Here is a 24,190-nt window from a genome sequence, read left to right on the forward strand (position 1 = left end):
GTTAAACATGACAGGAGTGAGGAAATATGCAATTTTTGAAAACTACAGGTCAGGTTTTGTTGTTATGTGGTATTAGTGTAATTGGAAATAGCCTTTCCGAGCTGAGTGGAATGGACATTCCTGGAAATTTAGTTGGCATGGCAATTCTTTTTGGATTACTGGAGTACAAGGTAATTGCTTTAGACTGGGTTGAGGCAGGAGCAAATTTTTTAATTGCTGAATTATTATTGTTTTTCATCCCCTCTGCTATTGGGATCATGCAGTACGAGAATATATTTGCCAGTAAAATAGGGGCGCTGCTGTTTGTTTTGGTTTTCAGTATCATAGCAGTGCTGCTTTTTGTAGTATTTTCGACTGAACTGGTCAGTCGCTACCGGGGAAGAAGGGAAAAGGCATGTTAATGTTATTTGGACTGGTGCTGACGATTATTGTTTATGGAATTGCTAAGCTTATTTACCAGCGATCATCTATGCTGCTGCTATCACCGCTTATTGTTTGTCCGATTATTTTGATTACCCTGCTGACTATTTCCCATATTTCCTTTAAGGCTTATGACCAGGGCGGACATCTGCTTAGCTTAATGCTGCAGCCGGCGACAGTTGCTTTTGCCGTACCGATGTATAGATACCGGGCAATCATTAGAAAATATCTTGCAGAGCTTATCATCAGCGTAACTGGTGGGGCAATTGTGGCTATTTTTACTTCCGTAAGTGCAGCTGAATTAATGGGACTTGATTCTCAGATTGCGACTAGCCTGGCTCCGCGGTCAATTACTACACCGATGGCCATTAATGTTGCTCAGGTCTTAGGCGGGGACCCTTCGATGACCGCCGTATTTGTGATTGCTACGGGAGTGCTTGGCGTATTATTGACATCATCGGCGCTAAAATGGGGCTCCATTAAGCGGCCTGTTACCAGAGGTATGATGTTTGGCATAAGCGCTCATGGGACAGGGACATCGAAAGCGTATGAAATGGGAGTCCTGGAAGGGGCAATTGCCAGCCTGTCTATGATTTTCATGGGGTTGATTACAACAGTGGCCGCTCCATTATTAGTACCTGTTTGCTTTTATTTTTGGCGATAGTACAATTAATAACAAAAAAGCAGGCGGGCTGTATCAATTAGGTTTTGTAATCTAGTTGAAACAGCCCATTTGCTTTTTATTGTTTAGTCGATTTACAAGGAATTTTGGGATTCGAACTCGAATCTAATAATCTCTTCAGGAATGTTACCCTGGAGTATCCTCCCGAAGTTAAGCAGAAAGAAGGTAAACTATGAAACTGGTATCATGGAATGTAAATGGTCTTAGAGCATGCCTTTCAAAGGGATTTATTGAATTTTTTACAGAGATAGATGCTGATATATTTTGTGTACAGGAAACGAAGATGCAGGAAGGTCAGGTTGAAATTAACTTTTCCGGCTATGAAAAATACTGGAACTTTGCTGTGAAAAAAGGCTATTCCGGCACAGCTGTATTTACCCGTATTAAGCCAATATCCGTTGCTTACGGCATGAATAATGCGGAGCATGACCAGGAAGGCCGACTAATAACTCTGGAATTTGATGAATTTTTTCTGGTAAATGTATATACACCAAATTCACAGCGGGAGCTTGCGCGGCTTGATTATCGAATGAAATGGGAGGATGATTTCCGGGCATATCTGCAGCAACTTGATAAGACAAAACCGGTGATTGTCTGCGGTGATATCAATGTTGCCCATCAGGAAATAGATTTGAAAAATCCGAAAACCAATAAACGCAATGCAGGCTTTACGGACGAGGAGAGAGGGAAGTTTACAGAATTGCTTGAGGGGGGCTTTACTGACAGCTTCCGACTGCTTTATCCGAACAAAGAGCAGGCATATACCTGGTGGTCTTATATGATGGGGGCAAGAGCCAGGAATATTGGTTGGCGTATCGATTATTTTCTAATTTCCAATCGTCTCAGGGAACATGTTAAAGATGCCGTTATTTATCCGGATATTATGGGCAGCGATCATTGCCCGGTAGGTTTGCAGATATATTGAGCAAAACGACTCACTAGCTTTTGTTGGTGAGTCGTTTTGCGTGTAAACAGCGTACCTGGAAAGAGATTGCCGCGTCGTTTTACTCCTCGCAATGACACTAAGTCGGGTGTCATCACGAGCGTAGCGTGGCGATCTCCTTTGCTGGATTACTTTTGTCAACAGTCTCAAGACTCACCAGCTTTTGCTAGTGAGTCATTTTCTTACTTGACTGCGAGAAATTTGGTGCGTGTTACCTCAAGAAAGCTTAATACAACAGGAGAAAGCCATTTATCCTTGTGATAAATGATTTGCGTAACCATGCCGAAATCAGGACCTGACCAGGGTAATTCAGCAAGCTGGCTGGACGCAAGTTCTTTTTCGATATAAATACTTGGCAGAATAGCAACTCCTAAGCCACTGATGACAAATTGCTTAATTGCCTCAATATTTTTTACCTTCATGAAGGAACGGGGGTGAATATTATTATGAGCTAACAGCTTCTCAATATAATCGCGATAGGCGCAGCCTGACTGGGTGACGATAAAATCCTCTGTGGCAACATCAGCCAGCTTAAATGTGCTTTGGCGGGCTAAATAATGGTCTGGAGAAACAATAAAGGACATTGGCTCCGGGCATAACACTTCAGAAGTTAGGTCCGAATAGGTGTTTTTCCCTGCCAGAACGAAGGCCAGGTCAATGGTATTGTTTTTCAAATCATCCCTAAACTTAGTAATATCGCCAAACTGCAATTCAAGAGCAACAGAAGGGTAGTTTTGGCGAAACTCTTTTAGTAAGGCAGGCAGGCGCAGCACAGAAAAAGTTTCACTAGCACCGATTATCAGTTTTCCGCAGCACGATGACTGTGAAACGGAACTGGCGGCTTCTTGGCTCAGCTTAAGAATACGCTCGGCATAACCCAAAAACTGTTCGCCATCCCGGGTTAAGCGAATGCGATGGCCAAGACGGTCAAATAATTTTACATTCAGTTCTTTTTCCAATGCTTGAATATGAGTAGTCAAAGTTGGCTGAGTATAGCCCAATTGCTCGGCAGCCAATGCGAAGGTGCCTGCTTGCGTAATTGCTACAAAGGTTTGCAGCTGTCTAAATTCCATAAAAGACTGCCTCCTTATTTGAAATATCTATTGTAATGATGAATATGATTAATTTTATAAATATATTAACATGCTAAAAATAAATACGGCAACAGAGAAGGCGTGAAAAATATTCCAATTAGAGGTTTTATTCTTGTTATAAACTGATAAAATAAAATTGGAATGATTCCACTAGTTTTGGAGGTGGCGAGTATGGCTGGTCATTTTGCCCGCCGGGTAGATTGTATGAAGGCTTCAGAAATACGGGAAATTCTTAAAGTTACGGAACGACCTGAAGTGATCTCCTTTGCTGGAGGACTTCCCGCACCGGAACTGTTTCCTGTAGAAGAGATGAAAGCAGTGTGCGCAGCTGTTCTTAGTGATGACGGCAGGTCAGCGCTGCAATACAGCACAACAGAGGGGTATCAACCGTTACGAGAAATGATAAGCGCCAGAATGGCTGAAGCAGGCATTGAGTCTTCTAATGATAATGTACTGATTGTCACCGGCTCTCAGCAAGGACTCGACCTTACAGGCAAAGTATTTTTGGATGAAGGCGATATTGTCATTTGTGAAAGTCCGACATATCTTGCCGCTATTAATGCCTTTAAAACGTACATGCCTCAATTTGTTGAAGTTGCTATGGACGAGCAAGGCATGATGATGACGGCGCTTGAAGAAGCGCTCAAACGCAATCGGAAGGCGAAATTTATCTATACTGTTCCCGATTTTCAGAATCCCACCGGAAGAACCATGAGCATTGATAGACGGAAAAAATTAGTTGAGCTTGCCAATCAATATGATGTAATGGTATTAGAAGATAATCCTTACGGAGAATTGCGTTTTGCAGGAGAACCTGTGCCACCGGTAAAGGCTTTTGATACAGAGGGCAGAGTTATTTATCAAAGCACTTTTTCCAAGGTTCTCACTCCGGGAATCAGGGTTGGCTGGCTCTGCGCCGCGCCGGAGGTTCTGCAAAAATATGTGATATTTAAGCAGAGCACCGATTTACATACCAACACAATGGCCCAGCGGCAGGTAAGTAAATTTATTGAAATGTTTGATCTGGAAGCACATATTGAAAAAATCAGAAAGGTATACAAAGTTAGACGGAATCTGATGCTGGAAACAATAAGAAATGAATTTCCTGAGGGCGTAACCTACACGCAGCCCGATGGGGGATTATTTCTCTGGGTAGAGCTGCCGGAGGGGATAAATGCCAGGGAGCTATTAGTCAGCTGTCTCGAAAAGCAGGTTGCCTTTGTTCCAGGAGGAGCCTTCTTCCCGAATGGCGGCAAAGAAAACACACTGCGCTTGAACTTTTCCAACATGTCAGAGGAACGGATAGTGGAAGGTGTTACCCGAATCGGTAAGTTGATAAAAGAGCTATGTCAGGAGAAAGACCGCCAATAGGCGGTTTTTATTTACAAAAAAAATATTCCATTTTATAGTAAAGCATGCTAATATCAAGTATCTCGTTTATATACAAATAATCACTATTTGACAATTAATGTCTGTTAGGAGGAGAACAATGTCAATTAAAACAAAAATGGTTACTTTACTTGTGATTTCTTTATTAATTGTAGGCCTGATTATTGCTGGCTCTGGCATGTTCGTCTTATACCAGCAAACGCTGCATAGTACGCAAATTACAATGGTTAATCAAGCTGTGCAGCTTTCCGGGCAGGTGAGCGATTTGTTCGATTCTTTTGATAAAAGCGGCAAAATTTACGGACAGGACAGCGATTTGCAGTCAAATGATCCCGCTCGCATACAGGCTAAGATTGATACGTATTATGGTGTTACCTGGGGAGTTGACCGGCTGAACTTCTTAGACCAAACAGGAAAAAGGCTGGCAATTGCGCCGTACGATACAAAAGTAATTGGTGACAGCTTGGCAGACCGGGCTTTCTTTAAAGCTACCTTACAGGATCAAAAATCCCATGTCAGTGATATTATTGTCAATAGAGTAACGGGTGTGCCATCAGTCATTGTAACTCAGCCGGTAAAGGACCCCGGCGGTAAGCTGACAGGTATGGTACTTCAGGCTGTTAATTTGGAAACTCTGCAGAATTATCTCGGGCAAGTCAAAGTGGGAGCAACGGGAGTCGCTGCTATTATTAGCGAGGATGGAACGCTCATTGCTCACACTAACCGGAATCTGGTAAAAGAACAAAAAAAGATAGCTGAAGAGTTAATGACGCGTCTGAAGGGACAGCCTGGCAAGCTTGTTCAATATACAGATCTGTCCGGCAGGGATTCTGTTGCGCTGGTGACAACTGTTCCCAACACAAATTGGCTTGTTATTACTTCACTGCCGACAAGCGAATTTACGGAAGGCTTTTATGCCAGTCTGGTGTGGATGCTGGCTGCTTTGGCCGCCGGGCTGGTTCTGGTAGGTTTTATTGGCTGGCGCTATCTTCTAAAGACCTTGCGGCCTATTGAGACGCTGGTTCAAGAGGCTGCCAAAATTGCACAGGGAGATCTTTCACTTGCCAATTTAGGGATTACATCAAAAGACGAAGTGGGTCGTCTGGCGCAGAGCTTCGAGCAAATGACGAAGAATCTGCGGGGTTTAATGCAGCAGGTTTCGGCTGCTACGGAGCAGGTTGCATCTTCAGCGGAACAACTGCATGCAGGGGCGGAGCAATCGGCACAAGCGGCTAATCAAGTGGCAGTTTCTATTTCGTCTACTTCGGCAGGCATAGAAAAACAGACTGTAGGAGTCGCTCATGTACTAGCTCTGGTTGAAGGCATTACTCAGGGCTCACAGGAAGGTGCTGATGCTGCCGTGCAGGCTGCGACTATTACTAAGCAGGCTGTATTTTCTACCGTAGAAGGTAGTAATGCTGTTGGCAATGCAATTGTGCAAATGAATCAAATTCAGCGTACTGTTGAAAACTCGGCGGAAGTGGTTGCCGAATTAGGGAGTCAGTCCAAAGAAATAGGGTTAATAGTAGATACAATTTCTGGTATTGCGGCCCAGACTAACCTGCTTGCATTGAATGCGGCCATTGAAGCTGCCAGAGCAGGTGAACAGGGACGGGGGTTTGCCGTAGTTGCCGAAGAAGTAAGAAAACTAGCTGAACAGTCGCAGGTGGCAGCAAAGCAGATATCGGAATTAATCGGTGAAATTCAAACTAAGACCGACCAGGCCGTTGTAGCAATGGCTACAGGAACAGATGAAGTCAGAAAAGGTACTGCCGTAGTTGATCAGGCGGGAGCATCTTTCAAAGAAATTCAGCGCCAAGTCGAGGAAGTTGCTGGCATCACCCAGGGGATTGCCGAAGGATTAACCAATGCAATGGAGGCCAGTAAACTGGTGTTGGTTGCTACACAGGAGGTAGATGCGATCGGCCGGGATATTGCCGGTCAGGCGCAAAATATATCTGCAGCAACAGAAGAACAGTCTGCTTCTATGGAAGAGATTGCAGCATCAAGTCAGTCGTTGGCTAATGTAGCTGAAGAACTCCAAAAGGCTGTGCGGAAATTTACTATGTAAAAAATAAGGCTCATCATGACAGAGAAGGGGACAATCCCTTTTTCTGATATGTCATGGGGACGGTTCCAGTGACACACAACTTATCAAGTGGCGGCAGAGGTGTTTAGGTACAGAAGAGTTGAAACAGTAAGAAGAGGAGCGGTAATTGATGAGCAAAGGTTCAGCAACGCTGCAAGGAACGCTTGAATATGCAGCTCGGCACCCGGAGTTGATTTATCAGGTGCTAGGGCAGACGGGATTATCAATAAGTGGAGCGGGCTTCGGCTGCTACCGGGTAGATGTGGCAGTACCTGAGCATGATAATGCACTTATGAAAGCCTTACAAGCGGGAATTAATCTGATTGATACCAGTGCAAATTATGCTGATGGCGCGTCCGAGCGGCTAGTTGGTAAAGTCTTGCATAAATTGGTATCCCAGGGCGAGCTGAAGCGGGAGGAAATTGTTATTGTATCCAAGGCTGGTTATCTGCAAGGTACCAACTATCAACTTAGCCAAAAACGTAAGCTTGAAGGACGTCCTATTCCGGAGCTTGTTTTATATGATGAAGGTCTGGAACATTGTATTCATCCTGAATTTATCGAGGAGCAATTAACCGGCAGCCTTGGGCGTCTGCAAGTGGAGAGCATTGACTGTTATTTATTACATAACCCCGAATACTATTTGCTATGGGCCCAAAAACAAAGCATAGATAAAGCCGAGGCTAGAGATGAGTATTTACGGCGGATAAAGGACGCTTTTACTCACTTAGAGTATGAAGTGGAGAAAGGGCGTATTTCCTTTTACGGTATCAGTTCAAATACGTTTCCACACCACTCGAATGCTTATACGTTTACTTCGCTAACTGAAGTATGGAATATAGCCCAGTCTATCTCACCTAAGCACCATTTCAGAGTGATTGAATTTCCTCTCAATTTATTTGAAACAGCAGGTATGACCGAAGGCAATCAGCCTGGCGGACAAACTCTGGTCGAATTCGCAGTAGAAAAGGGAATAGGTGTGCTGACAAATCGTCCTTTAAATGCAATTCGGGAAGACCGGCTGATTCGGTTGAATGATGCTGTTTATCAGGGGCAGGCAGCTCAAGAGGCTCTTCATTTTAGAGATAAGGTTGCCGCACTGGAATCAACGTGGGGAAATGCCTGCAGGCTGAATCAACTGGCCTTTCGAGCCTTGCATTCTACAGCGGGTATTTCCGGAGTATTAGTAGGTATGCGCAAGGAACAGTATGTGGAGGATGTCCTGCAGGAACTGAAAACTTCTCACTATCGCAGTGATAAAAAAGAAATTTGGCAGCGCATCCGGGAGCTTTGATTTGCATATGGTTAAAGAGCGTAGAGAATGAAAACCTCTACGTTTTTTTATTTTCAGCTTGTTTCAGATTTATGTTGTTAAAGCAGGTAGTAAGTAAAAAACGTCGAAGAACAGTTAATTAATAATGATTATTCTTATAAGGCTATTATGGGTGAGTCTTAAATAACAGAACAGAACGGAGGAGTTTTTAATGTGCCGAAAACCATTTACCGTTATGTTTGGCGGACCTGCAGGCTATGGAGTAATGAGTGCAGGGACGATGATTGCCAAGGCGGGAAGTCGTAATGGATTGTGGACATTTGTTGCAAATGAATATCCTTCTTTAATCAAGGGCGGTCTCAATACCTGTGCAGTTAGTTTTGACAGTAAACCCGTAAAAGCTCATGAAGAACGATTCGATTTTTTAGGGGCCTTATCTCAACAGGCATTAGACCAGAACTATGACAACCTAGACCGGGGAGCAGCCGTATTATATGACAGTGATACAGTGAAACCGGATCAAACGAAAGTTCCAGCAGGAGTAAAGCTATATCCGGTAAAATTAATCGGTGCTCTTACTGGTGAAGCCGCTAAAGTGATGGCTAACAGCGCTATGGTAGGGGCCTTTTGTGCGTTGTCTGGATTTCCACTGGAACTAATTGCCGAGACAATGAAAAGCGAATTTAGAAAAGCAAGTGTTTTAGAGCAGAATATTACTTTGCTCCGGCAGGTATATGAGCAAACAAAGCAGCAATATGGTGAGCAGCTGCAATTTCCGCTGCAGCTTCATCCTGATGATAATAAAAAAATGCTCTTAAATGGTAATGATGCCATTGCTATGGCAGCGCTTAAAGCAGGCGTAAAATTTGCCGCAGGGTATCCTATGACACCTGGGTCCAGTGTACTAACGTATTTAGCGGATCATGCCGCGGAATATGGCCTGGTATTTAAACAAGCGGAAGATGAAATCGCAGCAGTGAACATGCTGATTGGTGCAGGCTATGCCGGTGTACGCGCTATTGGCTCTACAAGTGGCGGCGGGTTTGCTCTCATGACAGAAGCGCTAGGATTTGCAGCTCTAGGTGAAGTGCCGTTAGTCATCGTTGAAGCGCAGCGAGGCGGTCCCAGTACCGGCTTGCCGACGCGGACTGCTCAGGCTGACCTCAACTTTGTTGCCTATGCCTCACAGGGAGAGTTTCCCCGTATTATTGTTGCTCCCGGTGATGTGAAAGAGTGTTTTGCTGAGACGTTTCGCCTGTTTAATCTTGTAGAAAAGTACCAAGTACCCGGTATTATTCTGACAGACAAGTATCTGGCTGATTCGGTTGTAACACAGCCCTATTTCGACGAGCAGGGACTGCTTATTGAACGGGGGAAACTGGTCGATGAAGCATGGTTGAGTGAGCATCAGCCTTATATGCGTTACTCACCTGCATCCGATGGGGTATCACCCAGGGCTATTCCCGGTCAAAAGGGCGGACGCCATATAGTTACTAGTTATACCCATGGCGAAGATGGCTTCTATAGTTCGGGCAATCATGAATATGCAGGAACGGAACCAGAAGTAACTGCAGCAGGGATTGATAAACTGTTTAATAAAGTTCCGTCCATACTCAAAGAGATTCCGGCAATAAAGCTGCATGGCCCCCAGGAAGCGGAGCTTACGGTAATTGGCTGGGGATCGAGCAAAGGCGCTATACTGGAAGCGATTGATACAATAAACCAGGAAGGAAGAAGTGTAAACTTCCTCCAGATTCTATATCCTGCACCTTTTCCCGCTGAAGCAGTAAAAACTGCTTTGCAGGCAAGCAAAAAACTGCTAATGGTTGAAGGCAATAAAACGTCACAGATGGCGGGAATGCTGCGCATGCACACTGGGATTACTGTGGATGAGAGCTTGCTTAAATATGATTCCCGTACTTTTACTGCTTCTTTACTAATAGCGAAAATAAAGGAGGCGCTCGCTTGATGGAAGACTCAAAAATGCAGTATGTTCCTACCTGGTGCATTGGGTGTGGTAATTATGGGATATTAAATGCTTTAAAAAAGGCAATATCCTCATTAGATATTAGTCCAGAAGAGCTTGCGTTGGTAACGGGAATTGGCTGTTCAAGCAAAATCGGTCAATATGTCAATACGTATCGTATTGAAACCCTTCATGGTAGAAGTCTGCCGGTTGCCACAGGTGTTAAACTGGCTAATCATCAGCTTACTGTGATTGCTGAAGGCGGTGACGGTGATGGAATGGGCTTAGGGATTGGCCATTTCATTCATACGGCCCGGCGCAATCTGGATATCACATATATTATTCATAACAACCAGATATACGGGCTAACGAAAGGCCAGGCATCACCAACTAGTGATTTAGGGGCAATCACAAAATTTACTCCTGCGCCGCTAGGCAGTGTGGAGCAGCCCATTAATATTGTACAAATGGCCCTGCAGGCAGGCGCCACTTGGGTAGGCCGCTCCACTGCCGCAGATCCTCAGCTTGCCGATTATATGGTGCAGGCCGTAAATCATAAAGGCTTTGCCGTACTGGATATCCTTCAGCCCTGTGTTTCGTTTAATCATGTCAATACGTATAAATGGTACCAGGAGCGTGTTTACAGACTGGAAACACTGCCTGATTATGATGCTGCCGATTATGCTAAGGCTGCTTCAGTTGCCGGTCAGTGGGGCGAGAAAATACCTATCGGTGTAATTTACCGCACTGAGCGCATGACCTTTGAAGAATCTTTGCCACAATTAGCGGGGCGGCCACTGGTTGAGCAGCCTATTGATACGATTTCTATTTCGACGTTAATGGATGAATTGGCATAATATGAACATAAAAGGCTGTAATGAACGATTCACTACAGCCTTTCTTTATTCATTCTGTAACATAAAGTGAAATTGAAACTCTGTTCCGCTTGCGTCTGACATTACCCTGATTTTGGCTTTGTGTCTGTCGGCGATGCTATAGCATATCGGTAGTCCGAGACCGGTTCCGCTAGACTTGGTAGTCATAAACGGAGTCCCTAGTTTTATCAGCATTTCTTCAGAAATTCCACAGCCATTGTCGGCGATTGCTAAGACAACGCAATCATTTTCCTGATATGTTTTAATAGTTAATATTCCGCCTGGCTCCATGGCTTCTAATCCGTTTTTGGCAATATTAAGAAATAGCTGCCGTATCTCCTTGGGATCAGCAAAGATCGCTGCTGTTGACTGAAGAGAAGGGAAAACGACTTTGCTTTCGAGCATGGCAGTTGCTTCAATCAGCGGAAGCAGTTCTGTGACAAGTTCGCTTAGCGAGCAACTCTCCTGCTGCACGAAGCGGTTTTTGGCGAGTGACAGAAATTCTGTAATAATGCCGCTGGCCCGGTCAAGCTCGGAGATCATGAGAGAGAATTGTTCATTATAAGGGGCCAGCAGCGGCTTTCTGATTAAATGCTGCAAATAACCCTTAACTGTAGTAAGTGGGTTCCTGATTTCATGGCTAATACCGGCGGCCATTTTGCCAACCATGTTCAACCGGTCCAGTTTGGTAATTTCATCAAGATACATTTTCTTCTCAGTCATATCTAGAGCCATTAACAAAATGCATTTTGTTTTATTAAGCGTAATCAGGCTGCCCGAAAGACTGAGCGTATAGTTCTGATTAGCAGCATTTCTTAACTCCACTTCGCAATTTGTGAGCATATCACTATTGGCAAATGCGATCAGCAGCCTTGCTACTGGAGGAGAAGTAACTATTCCGGAATTACCAACAGTTAAATGGGGCAATTGTTCCCGGCTAAAGCCTAAAATAGTCAGGAAACGGTTGTTTATATCAATGAACGAGCCCGTTTTTAAATTAATTATCGCCATCATGCAGAGGTTGCTGTGAAAAACTTTAGCAAACTTTTGTTCCGATTCGGCACATTGATGTTCTTTCTCATAGACCCGTGCTGTTGTGAGCAGTGTGCTCGTGTGTGCGCAGAATAACTCGAAGAAGCTCCGGTAATTCTCATCGTAAATCCGGCGGGAGCTGATTCCGGCGATTAAAATGGCAGAAAGCCGGTTGCGTCCCTGATGCCTAATGGGCAGGACGATACAGGCTGCTGGTGGCTGCTGCCAAGGTCCGGGCGGAATGGTTGTAAATAATTCTTCCATATTTGCGGCAACTTTGGCTTCTTCCGTGTGAAAGACGGAGGCAGCCAATATAGCCAAAGAGCCTTCAGGCGAAAGCAGATTGATTGCTGCTGGGCAGCTGGCAGGATTGCTAAAGCCGGCGGTACCGGCCAAGCCCATGCTGGTGGAGGTATCATTCACCAGATATAATGCGGCGAAGGGAATATCGAGGGGATTCTCTGTTATTACTTGAAGGACTTGTGCTGCAGCAGCTTGGACAGTCTTGCTTTCTTGATTCATAGCTCTTAATATTTTTAACCGGCGGGCGCTAATCACTCGTTCGGTTGTTTCCGTGCACGCATTAAAAATTCCATAAACTTCTTTTTGAGAGTTGAATAGCGGACTATAGGAAAAAGTAAAGTATGTTCCTCTATATAGTGATTCCGGTCCATTTCCAGCAGGAGGTCTTCTGACCACGTGGCCTGTTTCGTTTGAAAAACACTTTCGAACATAGGCCTTAAGATATGCCATATTTCTGACCAGCAGTCTTTTCCCGATTTTCCGAGATAATAAGGATGCTTGGACAATCCCAGCATAGGGCGGTACGCATCATTGTAAAACATGGTGTACTTTTCACCCCACCAGATAACCATAGGAAACTTAGAGCCGAGGCAAATTGTCAGAGCCGTGCGCAAATCGTCCGGCCAGTCAGTAACCGTTCCCATTTCAGTTGATGCCCAGTCAATTTTATCCATCAAGGCAGCCATTTCACTACCGCATATAGTATCAGTCCATAATAAATGATCTTTCAACGTATTTGCCCCCTGCCATATCAGAATTTCTTATCTTTATCTACATTTATCACAAAATAGCAAAAATCCTTGTTTATCGAATTTTCAGTACATATTTCTACATACAAAATAGGGAAGGTGGAGCCATAGCATGAATTATCAGGATAAAGTTGTTTTGGTGACAGGTGGCGCAAATGGAATTGGCAGGGCAATTGGCTGGGCATACTTAAAACTAGGGGCTGCGGTAGTTGTTGCTGATATTGATGAGACCAAAGGTAAGGAACTGCAGGAGCAGTATCTTGCTATGGGTTACAATGCATTTTTTTATGAAATTGACTTGTGCAATGTACGGGAAATTGATAAGTTGTTTAGAACCATATTAGATAAATATCAGCGTATTGATATCTTGATTAATAATGCCGGAAAAGGCAACTTTAAATCGCTCTATGAGCTGTCAATTGATGAATGGGATGAAATCATTAACCTTAATTTGCGGGCTGCCTTTGCCGCAGCGCAGCAATTTGTCCTTCATACGCAAGGAACCAGCTACGGCAGAATCATTAATATCGCTTCTACCCGTTACCTGATGTCTGAAGCAAATTCGGAAGCCTATGCAGCTTCAAAGGGTGGCCTTATTTCCTTGACTCATGCTCTGGCTATATCGCTCAGTGCTGAAAATGTTACCGTTAATGCGATCAGCCCGGGCTGGATAGAAAATAATGACTATGAGCAGCTGACTGAAAACGACCATCAGCAGCACCCTTCCAAAAGAGTAGGCAAACCGGAGGATATTGCCGAAATGTGCCTGTTTCTGACTGATGAAAAAAATGATTTTATTAACGGGCAAAACATAGTAATTGACGGCGGTATGACGAAAAAAATGATTTATGTATAAGACGGGTCTTTTGCTATAATGAAGAAGATGACTCATCAATAGAATGGAGGCTGGAAACATGGAGTGTATCGAAGCAATATTAGGAAGAAGAAGCTGTCGGAGTTTTAAGACTCAACCAGTTGAAAAAGAAAAAATCAATCAAATGCTGGAAGCGGCATTTTATGCCCCTTCTCCGGCCAATAAACAACCATGGGAGTTCATCGTTGTAAATAATCCGCAATATAATGCACGCTTAAAAGAAACTTCAGAGATGACAAAAGAAAAGCTGGCGGCAAGAAGCGGGTGGCAGTGGATACCGACGTTCAATATTGAGTTTTTATTGCAAGTTCCTACATTGATCGTAGTCGTTGGCGATCCTGCCCGCAACGGTGCGGAGCAGTTCCTTGATGTACCAAGTCCGGGATATTTGGAAGCATGCAGTGCAGCAATTCAGAATATGTCTCTCGCTGCCCATACGTTGAATTTAGGAACGTTATGGTTCTCTTTATATGAAAAAGCGGATGCAAGACAGATTTTCGGCATCAGTGAAGATAAAGATCCTATAGGAATTATCTGCGTCGGATATCCTGAGCGGCTTGGTAAGGCGCCTTTCCGTAAGGGGATAGAAGATAAGGTTCGGTATATTGACTGATGGGAATATAAAAAGCACTCTGATGAGTGCTTTTTTCAGGCCGTTGATAAAGCCCCATCTGCGTTGTACCTGCAAGGGGTAAGCCGAAGTTCTAAGGAACTAAAGTACCAAGAACATCGCATTCAGGCCTGCGGGAGCTCACTTGTCGTACCGGCGCTGTACTGTCTTCGCTCGCTTCCTCGGAATTCCCCGCGCCCACAGCTCTTTGTTGTACAAAAGTAAACACTTGAGATGGAGATCGTGCATCTGGGACTTTCTGAACGGCCTGGGAACGAGCTTTCTCGACAAACTGAAAAACACTCTGGCGAGTGCTTTTTTCTTCAAGCTGTTGCTAAAGTCGATCTTCCCAATCTTTGATTTTTTCCGGACGGGAATGGATGGATAGTAAAAGATAAAGGGGGAGACAAGTGAGAACTATTATTCGGGTACTATTTCAAGTCCTGTTTAAGACAAAGGTTATTGGTCAAGCCCGATTCCAGTTTAGCGGTCCGAGCATTATTATGCCTAACCATGTTTCCTTTCTGGACGCAATCTTTCTCTATGCCTATCTGCCCCGGGAGGTTTGCTTTGTTGTCAATACAACGATTGCTGTAAAATTCGCCTTTCTTCTTAAATGGGTTAATCATATTGCTGTTGATCCGCTTAATCCGTACTCACTTAAGAAAATAGCAAGCATTATTAAAGCGGGTCAGCCGATTGTACTGTTTCCGGAAGGACGGATTACTACTACCGGTACTCTAATGAAGATATATAGTGGCATCGGCTTTATTGCAATTAAAACAGGGGCATTGATTCAACCGGTTATTTTCCTTGGGCTGGAACGATCATTGCTGTCACGCCTGAGTGGTATTAAGAGAGAATGGTTTCCAGAGGTAAGCATTTATGTTGCGGAGAGAATGCAGCTTGTCGCTGCTCCGGGAAAAAGCTTTCGCCTTCAGAAAAAGGAGATTAGTGACCGTATTCTGGCATTGCTGCAGTTAACCATGTTTCAGGCCAGACAACAAGATGAATGTACAAATCTCTTTGACAAGCTGCTAGACGCCGGACGAATTCATGGCATGGGAAAGAATATAGTAGAGGATATCGGTGGACATATTAATTACCGTCAGGTAATCATTAATAGTTTTGCCCTAGGAACAACGTTAAGGCCGCAGCTTGAGGATGACAGTCCTGTTGGTGTCTTGCTGCCTAACTCAATTGGACACTTAGTTACTCTCTTTTCACTTTTTGCCATGGGGAAGATTCCTGCTGTTCTCAACTTCAGTGCTGGAACGGAAAATAATGAAGACTGTGCTAAAACTGCCGGAGTAAAAGTTGTTTTAACCTCACGGGAATTTATTGCCAAAGGGCATTTTGAGGAATTGGAAGGGCGGTTATCCTCACAATTCAAACTAATTTATTTAGAAGACTGTAAGCAGCAGATTACTTTAAATAATAAGATTCAGGCTTTGTTTAACTATCTCGTACGGCAAAAAGCTATAAGTGACGGGGCAATTATCTTGTTTACCAGCGGTAGTGAGAGTAAACCGAAAGGGGTAGTACTCAAACATTGCAATATTCTCGCAAACATCAATCAAATAGGTAGTGTGATTGATTTTACCTCTCGTGATAAGATGCTGAATGTTCTTCCCATGTTTCACTCGTTCGGCTTGACGGCAGGTACGCTGCTGCCAATACTTAATGGTGTAGAAGTGTTTCTCTACCCGACACCACTGCATTTCAAAGTGATTCCTGAGATTGCTTATGATCGAAATATAACGTTACTTTTAGGGACACCCACTTTTTTACACGGATATGCCAAACAAGCTCATCATTATGACTTCTACAGTATGCGTTATGTACTGGCCGGAGGAGAAAAGCTAAATGACGAAGTACGCAAATTGTGGCAGGAAAAATTCGGACTGAGGATATTTGAGGGATATGGCACTACCGAAACCTCTCCTGTACTAAGTTTGAATACACCAATGTTTACAAAAGCAGGAACTGTTGGCAAATTCCTTCCTGCCATTGAGTGGAGACTCGAAAAAATTCAAGGCATTGAGGAGGGAGGTACCCTTTTGGTCAAAGGGCCCAATATTATGGCTGGATATTTATTGCCAGAACAAGGCTTTGTGCCTGCTCCCGAGTGGTATGACTGCGGTGATGTGATCAGTTTGGATGAGGCTGATTTTATCAGTATTCGCTCGAGGGTGAAGCGATTTGCCAAAATTTCAGGTGAAATGGTTAGCTTAGATGCTGTGGAAAAGACTGCTGAAAGCTGTTTTGGGATCAATAGTAATGCTGCGATTAATCTTCCTGATGTCAAAAGAGGAGAAAGGATTATCCTTTACACGACATATCAGAAAGCCACCAAACAATTGCTCCGGGATTTTATCGCTCAAACCCGGCAGAGTATGCTGGCAATGCCTGCTGAAATTATTGTAGTGGATAAGTTACCCTTATTGGGAAGCGGAAAAACCGATTATGTTACACTTAAGCGCTACAAAACCGGTGAGGTGGGAGAGGATGCTTAGGTTATCGCCATTAAAAGCATTATTTACAGCTCAGTTTTTATCAGCCTTTGTTGACAATATGATTCTGTTTATTGTTTTAGCCATTATTAAGCGGGATGTATATCCTGATTATTACTTGCCCTTTGTCCAGACTACCTTTTTGGCTTCGTATATTTTATTATCTCCCTGGGTAGGGCGCTTTGCAGATAGGAAACCTAAGTCTAATGTATTGATTATCGGCAATATAATGAAAGCATCTGGGGCATTGTTATTGCTTCTGCATGGTAATCCTGCTTTAAGTTATGCTATAGTCGGGCTTGGGGCAGTGATTTATAGTCCGGCTAAATATGGTATACTTCCCTTTCTTACTCGCGGGGAACAAGAATTACTTCGTGCTAATTCTGCTTTGGAAAGCTATACTATACTGGCGATTTTAACCGGATCAATTGTAGGCGGAATCTTATCGGACATATCAATATCGCTTTCTCTGGCTGCATGTTTGGTCCTATATGCGCTGTCCATTGTTATTAATACTTTTATACCTAAAAATCCGGGCAATCGAAGTATTCGTTATCAGAATGCAATTACTGAATTTGGAATTGATTGCGTTACTTTGCTTCGCAACCGCCAAAGTCATTATTCTCTGGTCGGCAGCGGTTCTTTTTGGCTGGCATCAGCAGTTTTGCGCATGGTTATTTTCCTCTGGGTACCGCTTACGCTGGGGATCACCAGTGGTACTTCGATCAGCCTGATTATTGCTGTAACCGGAGGTGGCATTGCCATTGGAGCGGCTATTACCCCTTTACTAATAACAATAAAGAACGTTCAACGTACGATCTGGTTCGGTTATGCCATGGCAACCTGTATATTTGCTTTTATCTATATTAAAAGCTTAGTTTTTGCAGTTGGTTTTTTATTGCTTATTGGAATATTTGGCGGTATCTATATCGTACCAATGAACGCTGCCTTACAGCAGGTCGGACAACATTCGATCGGAGAAGGCAGGACTATTGCGGTTCAGAACTTTATTGAAAACTCCTTTATGTGCCTGGGAGTAGGTCTATATACCCTTGCAGCACAGCATGGCGTTCCAATTACTATATCGATTGGAGTAACGGGTACGGCGCTGCTGCTTTTTGTTACCTATTTGCTCTTCTATATTAGATTCACGAAATAAAAGGTGTCGTGTAAATAACAAGCACCCCCTGTTTAGTAGGACAGGGAGTGCTTTGCTATTTATATTCAGCATTAAACTTAATGAAAAATGTAGTACCCGTTGAAGACGTTTTCACCTCGATCTTGGCGCCATGCCTTTCTGCAATTCGATAGCAAATTGAAAGTCCTAAGCCGGTTCCCGCTTCTTTAGTGGTGATAAAAGGAGTTCCTAATTTATTTGCTATGCTCTCTGCAATACCAGTTCCGGTATCTTCAATTGCTAGAACTATTTTATCAGATTCTGAATAGGTTCTTATCGTCAATATGCCACTGGTTGGCATTGCTTCCAGGCCATTTCGTACCAAATTTAAAATTAGCTGACGTATCTCCTTGCTGTCATAGCAGAAAACATCGATAGAACCGGCAACGATTTGGATTTCGTGCCCCAGGCGAAAAGCATCAGCCTGCAGCATAGGGAATAAAGCATGGATAGTATCATTCAGGTTCCCAGGCTTTAATTCAACGGCTTTGTTTTTTGCCAACGACAAAAATTCGGTAATAATTAAATTTGCTCTGTCCAGCTCTTCGATCATGATCTCAAATTGTTCGTGATCATCGGCATATTTTGCTTTACGGGTGAAAAGCTGTAAGTAGCCCCTTACCGTTGTAAGGGGATTTCTGACTTCATGTCCAATACCGGCAGCCATCTCACCAATGACATTTAACCGGTCCAGCCGGGCTAATTCTTCGGCAAGCAGGCATTTGTCGGTGATATCAGTTAGCATCACCACACAGCCGACAAGTGAATCATTCTCGGAATTGAATTTACCGGCGTTGATAAGCAGCGTTAATGGTTTGTCGTCAGTCTGTACATACTGGACTTCTAACCCATACGTATGATCAGAATGGATTGCGTCGCTAAGCTTGAATGATGTGCCATCTGATGAATAGAATAAGGGAATTGCAGTATCAAAATGGCTGCCTACCAACTGTCCTTTGAGCATAGCAGCTGCAGCCGGATTAGCCTGCGTAATGAGGCCTGTTCTATCACAAGCAATAATCGGCTCTTTAGCTTGGCTGAAGATCATCTGGACAAAGCGTTCGCTGTGTCTTTGTACTGTTAAGTCGGTGACGACCAAACAGGTAAACGGATCGCCATCCAGTGTCAGGCTGATTGCCGACATGATAACAGGAGTGCTATAGCCATCACCTGTCTTGAGGCTGTATTCTGCCTTAAAACTTCCTTCGCGGGCCGATAAAAACGAGGCAAACTCGCCCAAGTCCTGCGGTTTGATGAAATTATAGATGGATGATCCGATGATCCGGTCAAGAGGAAATTTTACGATGTCAGCAAAGTTTTTATTGCAGAACAAAATGACTCCATTAGAAGCTATAGTAGCGCATCCTTCCTGCATTTCCTCCACTAAAACCCGGTAGATATGATCTGCACCTTTCAAGACATAAACTTGGTCGCTCGATTCATTTGATATTAGGAGTGCATCAACTTCACCATGTTTAATCGCATTGATAATGCTGTTGGCTTCCGCGAGTTCCCGGCGCAGTTCCTTAATTTCCTCTAATAAGGCAGCATCGGGGTGATATTCATTCATCATCGTAACCCTCACTCTTCGGTAACTATGAATCTATAGTTGCTTTGATTGTTTCAGTATCAGCCAAGTCGCCAATGAAGAGCCGCTTGGGGTAGGGAAATTTGCGTATTAATGTAGGTACGGCAAAAATTTGCTCGGCCTTGGCAAGAAGGGGCTGCTGAAAGATGTCAATCACTTGCAGCTCAAAATTGTTTTTCGAAAACTGTTTGCAAATTTTTTGAACGTTTACGACCGCTTTCTGGGACCGTGGCGACGACCCAGCGATATATAACTGCAAGACATATACCTGATTTACCGGTTTAATAGCTGCTCGTTCAAATTCTTGAACAGAGTTGGCTAGTTCGTCCACCTGGTCGCCTCCTAATTGGCTTGTATACTTAATCCGACTAATACACGCTCAGTATTTGATAAATCGCCAATGATTTTAACCAGTGGCGAAGGCAGATGCCGTACTAATGTAGGAATGGCCAGAATTTGATCGGCTCGCCCGAGTTGAGGATTGATTGTTAAATCGATAATTTCTATATCATATTTACCAGAGAGATGCGTTTCGCAAATTTCGCGCAAGTTGGCAAATGCTCTCACACACTTTGGGGTTTGACCTGCCACATATAGTTTTAGTCTGTAAGTCTGATCATCTCTTATCTCTTCGGGATCTTGTTCAATGCTTTCCATTATTATGTACCCCCCGCAATTCATTTGCCAATTTAATCATCAGCATTTCTTAATTTTGCTAAGTGGAGCTTGTTGCTATCTTGAGATCGCAAATGAGCTCCTTCCAAGGCGATAATTTTTTCTAATTCTTCTTTTTCTGATTCAAAGTTTGTTTGCAGATCGGCAATTGTCGATAACATTTGCTGGTGCTTCCGCTCAACTTCACGGCGTTTTCGTTCGATTTCCTGTTCCCTCAGAAGCCGTTGTGTAAGCTCCTTTTCCTCTTGGGCGTATCTGGCAGAGCCGGTTAGGACTCCTTCCGGCCCGGTATAGACATCCAGCAGTTCAATACCCTGATCTGTCAGAACAAACTCACGAATTTGGTTAGAGTGAGCCATACCTCGTGATTTAAGCAGATATAATACCCGGTTTCGCTCGCCATTCGTCTCAATATTTTGCAAAGCAATCCAGGTATCTGTCAGTGAGGATATGCCGATGTCCGTCTTATCAGTTTGATCGAAACTGGAAAGGTCCAGAAAAAGAGCGGTAATGTTTTGGATTTTTAGGAAATCAAGCATGCGCGTCAGCATGAGCTTCACATCAGAAAAATTTCCAGCTGCAGTGAGATTTGATATGGGGTCTAAGATAACAAGCTGTGGTTTAGATTCATTAACTTTTTTGTACATGTTGACGAGATGCATTTCCAAACCGAACAGTGTAGGGCGGGAGGCCTGAATTTCCAATAAACCCTGATCAGTCCATTGCTCCAGGTCGATACCGATAGAATTCATATTGCGGACAATTTGACTGCGGGATTCTTCAAAGGCAAAATACAGACAGCGTCTTCCCTGACGGCATGCTGCATGCGCAGCACTGGCAGCAAGTGAGGTTTTGCCTGTGCCGGCAGTGCCGGAAATTAATATACTTGAGCCAACATAAAAACCGTGACCGCCAAGCATAGTATCAAGCCGCTTGATGCCTGAGGAAATCCGTTCCGTTGATGCTATAGCGTTTAAGCCTACAGAGGTAATTGGCATTAGACAAATGCCTTGCTCATCAATTAAGAAAGGATACTCATTCGTTCCATGGGCTGAGCCGCGATATTTGGCTATACGCAGCCGCCGGGTCGATATTTGATCTATAACCTTATGTTCAAGCAGGATAACGCAATCAGAGACATATTCTTCAATACCGTGACGGGTAAGCGTACCATTTCCTCTCTCCCCAGTAACAATTGCCGTTACACCTCTTTCTTTTAACCAGCGGAAAAGGCGGCGCAGCTCGGCACGTAAAATAGTGGTATTAGCTAAGCCGGAAAAGAGAGCTTCTATGGTATCAAGGACTACGCGCTTTGCGCCAATGGCTTGTATTGCATAATCCAGACGGATAAATAGGCCATCCAAATCGTAGTCACCGGCTTCAGCAATCTCATTTTTATCTAAATGCACATAATCTAAGCTTATTTTGTTTTGTGCAACCAGCTTGTTTAGATCTACCCCTAGAGAAGCGAAGTTTTCCGTCAACTCGCTCTCATTTTCTTCAAAAGACATGAAAATACCAGGCTCATCATATAACAGTGCACCATTAACCAAAAACTGCATTGCAAGCAGGGTCTTTCCGCAACCTGCTGCGCCGCAGACGAGTGCTGTTCGTCCCAGTGGCAGCCCGCCAAAAGTTACATCGTCTAAGCCTTGAATACCAGTAGGGCATTTTTTTAATACTTGTGCTGCATGTGTGGTGTGTAATGTGGTTGTCATAAAGTCCTCCTAGTGAACAGATAAATATGCGCAAAACAGTTATATAATTAAAGCTTTTTTGACAATATCCTCTAAAATAATCCTTATTTGGATATTTTTTCTAAGATGGACTATTTATTTGATGCTAGGCAGCAAAAAACCCGGCATAATGCCGGGTTAATTAAGCGTATGCTGGTGTCTTACCTCATACTTTTTCAATGGAATCAACCTGAAACATGCATTCGCCGGTTTCATTAAGAACTTTCCGGAGCTTACCGGTATCTAAAGCGTCAGTTGGTGCCTGAACATCAATGATTAATTGACCTACCCGCTGAGGCGTAGTTTCAGCAGCTTTCATTTGCAGACCGGCTAAATCATCAACATGATGACGAAAAAAGGAAATGACTTCTTCAGCTGAACGCTCCGTGTTGCCTAGGACGATACGAAAAGTAGAATTCATATTACATTCCTCCTTTTTACTATTGAAATGTTTCGCTGGACAAGCTGCTTTTCCTGCCAAAAAGCTGGTGAGATCATAGTGTATGTCCTTTATATTGTTTTTATTGCAAAAAGAAAGGGATGATTTTAACAATGCAGAAAGTAGCAGTTAGTATATATCATGCGTGAGGTGCTAATGGATACTTGGTCTAAACGAATTATGTTGATAGTTACCGGTTTTTTCTGGTTTTCCATGTATACCTATGTGCCAACGCTGGGACCTTATGCGAAACAGCTGGGAGCATCGTATGACATGGTTGGACTGATTATCGGGTCTTATGGATTTACACAGCTAATATTGCGTATTCCGATGGGAGTAATATCCGATGCCTGGGGCAGCCGCAAGACTTTCGTCATAGGTGGGATACTGGTTGCAGCCTTAAGCGGTATGGGAATGTGGCTGGTGCCGACGGTGGGAGCTTTGCTTCTGTTCCGGGCATTAGCAGGAGCAGCTGCCTCTACCTGGGTGGATTATACCGTACTTTATGCCAGCTATTTTCCGGGAAGTGAGGCTCCAAAAGCAATTGGCTTTATTAATGCAGTGAATAATCTGGGGCAAGTGGCAGCAATGCTTGCCGGCGGATATGTCGCTCAATCCATGGGAATGGAAGCTCCTTTTATCTTAAGTGCAGTATTTGGCGGTATTGGAATTATTCTAAGTTTATTCGTACAAGATAAGCGCCTGAAACCAAAGAAGGTCAATACTTTAGTCTTACAGGAGGCTTTGCATGACAAAAACCTGCTTCGCTTATCAGCGCTGGCTGTCATATTGCAAATTGTTACCTATGTAACCGTTTTCGGATTTTTACCAATGGCGGCGTTAGTTTTAGGTGCGAGCAGTTTTGAACTGGGACTGCTTACGACAATAACTATGGTTCCCTCTATTTTTTCTTCCGCAATGAGTGGCTCTTTTTTCAGAAAGCATTTTGGTGAACGGGCGACCTTAGTAGCTGGGATGTTTATTATGTCTGCTACGTGTGCTGTTATTCCGTTCATAAGCAGTCTGGAGTTGCTATATTTTAGCCAGGCGCTGGGGGGGTTTGGCCGTGGTCTGGTATTTCCCTTATTGATGGGATTAAGTATTAAAAACTTTGCGACTGATAAGAGATCAACAGCAATGGGAGTTTTTCAGGCTATTTATGGATTGGGAATGTTTGGCGGACCCGTATTGGCCGGAGTGTTAAGCAGTAATTTTGGACTGGCGGCGGGTTTTCTAGTAACTGGTATAATCGGATTGACCGGCACTTGCTTAGCTGGCTGGCGGTGGTATCTGCCATTAACTAACGAAAACACCTCGAATACTGTAAACTAAAAGTTCACTTTGCAGGTTTTTGCTTTTAATAGTAAAATATGTTACATATAGGAGTGTGAATGAAGTTATGCTGATTGTGATAGCCGAATTGACGATTAAGCCAGAAAAGAAGGCGGAGCTCTTTACATTTGCGCAAGCACTAATTACTGCTACCAGGGCAGAATCGGAGTGTATCAGCTATGAATTACTGGAAGATCCTTATAATGCTGCTAATTGTATGTTTGTTGAAAGATGGACTGATAAAAAAGCGCTTGAACAGCACCAGCAAACACCCCATATCAGCCTGTGGCGCCAGCAATCACTTCCTCTCCTGGCGGATAAGACCGTTATTAAGCTCTATCAGTCTGAAGAAGTGCCATTATAGTATAACTAGATGAACACAAAGGAGCGGAAGGTATGCCAATAAAGATTCCAAATAATTTACCGGCTGT

The 24,190-nt window shown here is 43.7% G+C and carries 22 protein-coding genes; 14 read left to right on the forward strand and 8 right to left on the reverse strand.

Translation table 11 applies throughout. From position 1 onward, the window contains the following. Positions 1–26: 26 nt before the first annotated feature. From RTR76_RS06825 to RTR76_RS06835, 3 genes are all read left to right on the forward strand, one after another. The gene (locus RTR76_RS06825) at positions 27–401 is read left to right on the forward strand and encodes a CidA/LrgA family protein (protein ID WP_312518292.1); all 375 of its coding nucleotides are present in this window, start codon (positions 27–29) and stop codon (positions 399–401) included. Then, complete coding sequence (locus RTR76_RS06830; protein ID WP_312518294.1) at positions 395–1,084, forward strand: LrgB family protein; 690 nt, start codon at positions 395–397, stop codon at positions 1,082–1,084. The genes RTR76_RS06825 and RTR76_RS06830 overlap by 7 nt, the downstream gene beginning before the upstream one ends. Before the next feature lie 190 nt (positions 1,085–1,274). After that, entirely contained in the window at positions 1,275–2,027 is a 753-nt protein-coding gene (locus RTR76_RS06835) for an exodeoxyribonuclease III (RefSeq protein ID WP_312518297.1), read from the forward strand. Positions 2,028–2,227: 200 nt separating this feature from the next. Here RTR76_RS06835 and RTR76_RS06840 read toward each other — a convergent pair whose 3' ends face one another. Further along, a complete protein-coding gene (locus RTR76_RS06840; protein WP_312518300.1) occupies positions 2,228–3,118 on the reverse strand; it encodes a LysR family transcriptional regulator in 891 nt (296 codons plus the stop codon). A gap of 192 nt (positions 3,119–3,310) precedes the next feature. Between RTR76_RS06840 and RTR76_RS06845 the strand changes: the two genes are divergently transcribed. The 5 genes from RTR76_RS06845 (at position 3,311) to RTR76_RS06865 (ending at position 10,713) form a co-directional block, all read left to right on the forward strand. Then, on the forward strand, positions 3,311–4,510 hold the full coding sequence (locus RTR76_RS06845) for a PLP-dependent aminotransferase family protein (RefSeq protein WP_312518302.1): 1,200 nt from the start codon (positions 3,311–3,313) through the stop codon (positions 4,508–4,510). 118 nt (positions 4,511–4,628) lie between these two features. Then, positions 4,629–6,599 carry a methyl-accepting chemotaxis protein gene (locus RTR76_RS06850; protein WP_312518305.1) on the forward strand — a complete coding sequence of 657 codons (1,971 nt, stop codon included), beginning with the start codon at positions 4,629–4,631 and terminating at the stop codon, positions 6,597–6,599. 148 nt (positions 6,600–6,747) lie between these two features. Then, complete coding sequence (locus RTR76_RS06855) at positions 6,748–7,911, forward strand: aldo/keto reductase (RefSeq protein ID WP_312518308.1); 1,164 nt, start codon at positions 6,748–6,750, stop codon at positions 7,909–7,911. A 190-nt stretch (positions 7,912–8,101) separates the two neighbouring features. Further along, positions 8,102–9,859: a 2-oxoacid:acceptor oxidoreductase subunit alpha gene (locus tag RTR76_RS06860; RefSeq protein ID WP_312518310.1), complete on the forward strand. Its 1,758-nt coding sequence runs from the start codon at positions 8,102–8,104 to the stop codon at positions 9,857–9,859. Next, on the forward strand, positions 9,859–10,713 hold the full coding sequence (locus RTR76_RS06865) for a thiamine pyrophosphate-dependent enzyme (protein WP_312518312.1): 855 nt from the start codon (positions 9,859–9,861) through the stop codon (positions 10,711–10,713). The genes RTR76_RS06860 and RTR76_RS06865 overlap by 1 nt, the downstream gene beginning before the upstream one ends. A 45-nt stretch (positions 10,714–10,758) precedes the next feature. Here the strand turns inward: RTR76_RS06865 and RTR76_RS06870 are convergent, their stop codons facing one another. Both RTR76_RS06870 and RTR76_RS06875 read right to left on the reverse strand, forming a co-directional pair. Beyond that, positions 10,759–12,285: an ATP-binding protein gene (locus tag RTR76_RS06870; RefSeq protein ID WP_312518314.1), complete on the reverse strand. Its 1,527-nt coding sequence runs from the start codon at positions 12,283–12,285 to the stop codon at positions 10,759–10,761. A 32-nt stretch (positions 12,286–12,317) separates the two neighbouring features. Continuing rightward, positions 12,318–12,797 carry a hypothetical protein gene (locus RTR76_RS06875; protein ID WP_312518317.1) on the reverse strand — a complete coding sequence of 160 codons (480 nt, stop codon included), beginning with the start codon at positions 12,795–12,797 and terminating at the stop codon, positions 12,318–12,320. 130 nt (positions 12,798–12,927) lie between these two features. On the opposite strand from RTR76_RS06875, the gene RTR76_RS06880 reads away from it, so the two are divergent. From RTR76_RS06880 to lplT, 4 genes are all read left to right on the forward strand, one after another. Beyond that, positions 12,928–13,671: an SDR family oxidoreductase gene (locus tag RTR76_RS06880; RefSeq protein WP_312518319.1), complete on the forward strand. Its 744-nt coding sequence runs from the start codon at positions 12,928–12,930 to the stop codon at positions 13,669–13,671. Between the two features lie 58 nt (positions 13,672–13,729). After that, entirely contained in the window at positions 13,730–14,302 is a 573-nt protein-coding gene (locus RTR76_RS06885; RefSeq protein ID WP_312518321.1) for a nitroreductase family protein, read from the forward strand. A 407-nt stretch (positions 14,303–14,709) separates the two neighbouring features. Further along, positions 14,710–16,815: an AMP-binding protein gene (locus tag RTR76_RS06890; protein ID WP_312518324.1), complete on the forward strand. Its 2,106-nt coding sequence runs from the start codon at positions 14,710–14,712 to the stop codon at positions 16,813–16,815. Further along, on the forward strand, positions 16,808–17,971 hold the full coding sequence (lplT, locus tag RTR76_RS06895) for a lysophospholipid transporter LplT (RefSeq protein ID WP_312518327.1): 1,164 nt from the start codon (positions 16,808–16,810) through the stop codon (positions 17,969–17,971). The genes RTR76_RS06890 and lplT overlap by 8 nt, the downstream gene beginning before the upstream one ends. A 55-nt stretch (positions 17,972–18,026) precedes the next feature. On the opposite strand, the gene RTR76_RS06900 is transcribed toward lplT, so the two are convergent. From RTR76_RS06900 to RTR76_RS06920, 5 genes are all read right to left on the reverse strand, one after another. Continuing rightward, a complete protein-coding gene (locus RTR76_RS06900; RefSeq protein WP_312518329.1) occupies positions 18,027–19,562 on the reverse strand; it encodes an ATP-binding protein in 1,536 nt (511 codons plus the stop codon). Between the two features lie 22 nt (positions 19,563–19,584). Next, positions 19,585–19,908 carry a circadian clock KaiB family protein gene (locus RTR76_RS06905; protein ID WP_312518330.1) on the reverse strand — a complete coding sequence of 108 codons (324 nt, stop codon included), beginning with the start codon at positions 19,906–19,908 and terminating at the stop codon, positions 19,585–19,587. An 11-nt stretch (positions 19,909–19,919) separates the two neighbouring features. Beyond that, a complete protein-coding gene (locus tag RTR76_RS06910; protein WP_312518332.1) occupies positions 19,920–20,234 on the reverse strand; it encodes a circadian clock KaiB family protein in 315 nt (104 codons plus the stop codon). Positions 20,235–20,266: 32 nt separating this feature from the next. Then, positions 20,267–21,970 carry a circadian clock protein KaiC gene (gene kaiC, locus RTR76_RS06915; RefSeq protein ID WP_312518335.1) on the reverse strand — a complete coding sequence of 568 codons (1,704 nt, stop codon included), beginning with the start codon at positions 21,968–21,970 and terminating at the stop codon, positions 20,267–20,269. Positions 21,971–22,154: 184 nt separating this feature from the next. After that, on the reverse strand, positions 22,155–22,409 hold the full coding sequence (locus tag RTR76_RS06920) for a hypothetical protein (protein WP_312518340.1): 255 nt from the start codon (positions 22,407–22,409) through the stop codon (positions 22,155–22,157). Between the two features lie 174 nt (positions 22,410–22,583). On the opposite strand from RTR76_RS06920, the gene RTR76_RS06925 reads away from it, so the two are divergent. Further along, positions 22,584–23,759 (forward strand): MFS transporter, encoded by a 1,176-nt coding sequence (locus tag RTR76_RS06925; RefSeq protein WP_312518341.1) that lies wholly within the window; start codon positions 22,584–22,586, stop codon positions 23,757–23,759. Positions 23,760–23,826: 67 nt separating this feature from the next. Beyond that, complete coding sequence (locus RTR76_RS06930; protein WP_312518343.1) at positions 23,827–24,123, forward strand: putative quinol monooxygenase; 297 nt, start codon at positions 23,827–23,829, stop codon at positions 24,121–24,123. Positions 24,124–24,190 lie beyond the last annotated feature (67 nt).

Origin of the sequence: Anaerospora sp. (genome assembly GCF_032013335.1) — a bacterium.
Classification (GTDB): Bacteria; Bacillota; Negativicutes; order Sporomusales; family DSM-15969; genus Anaerospora.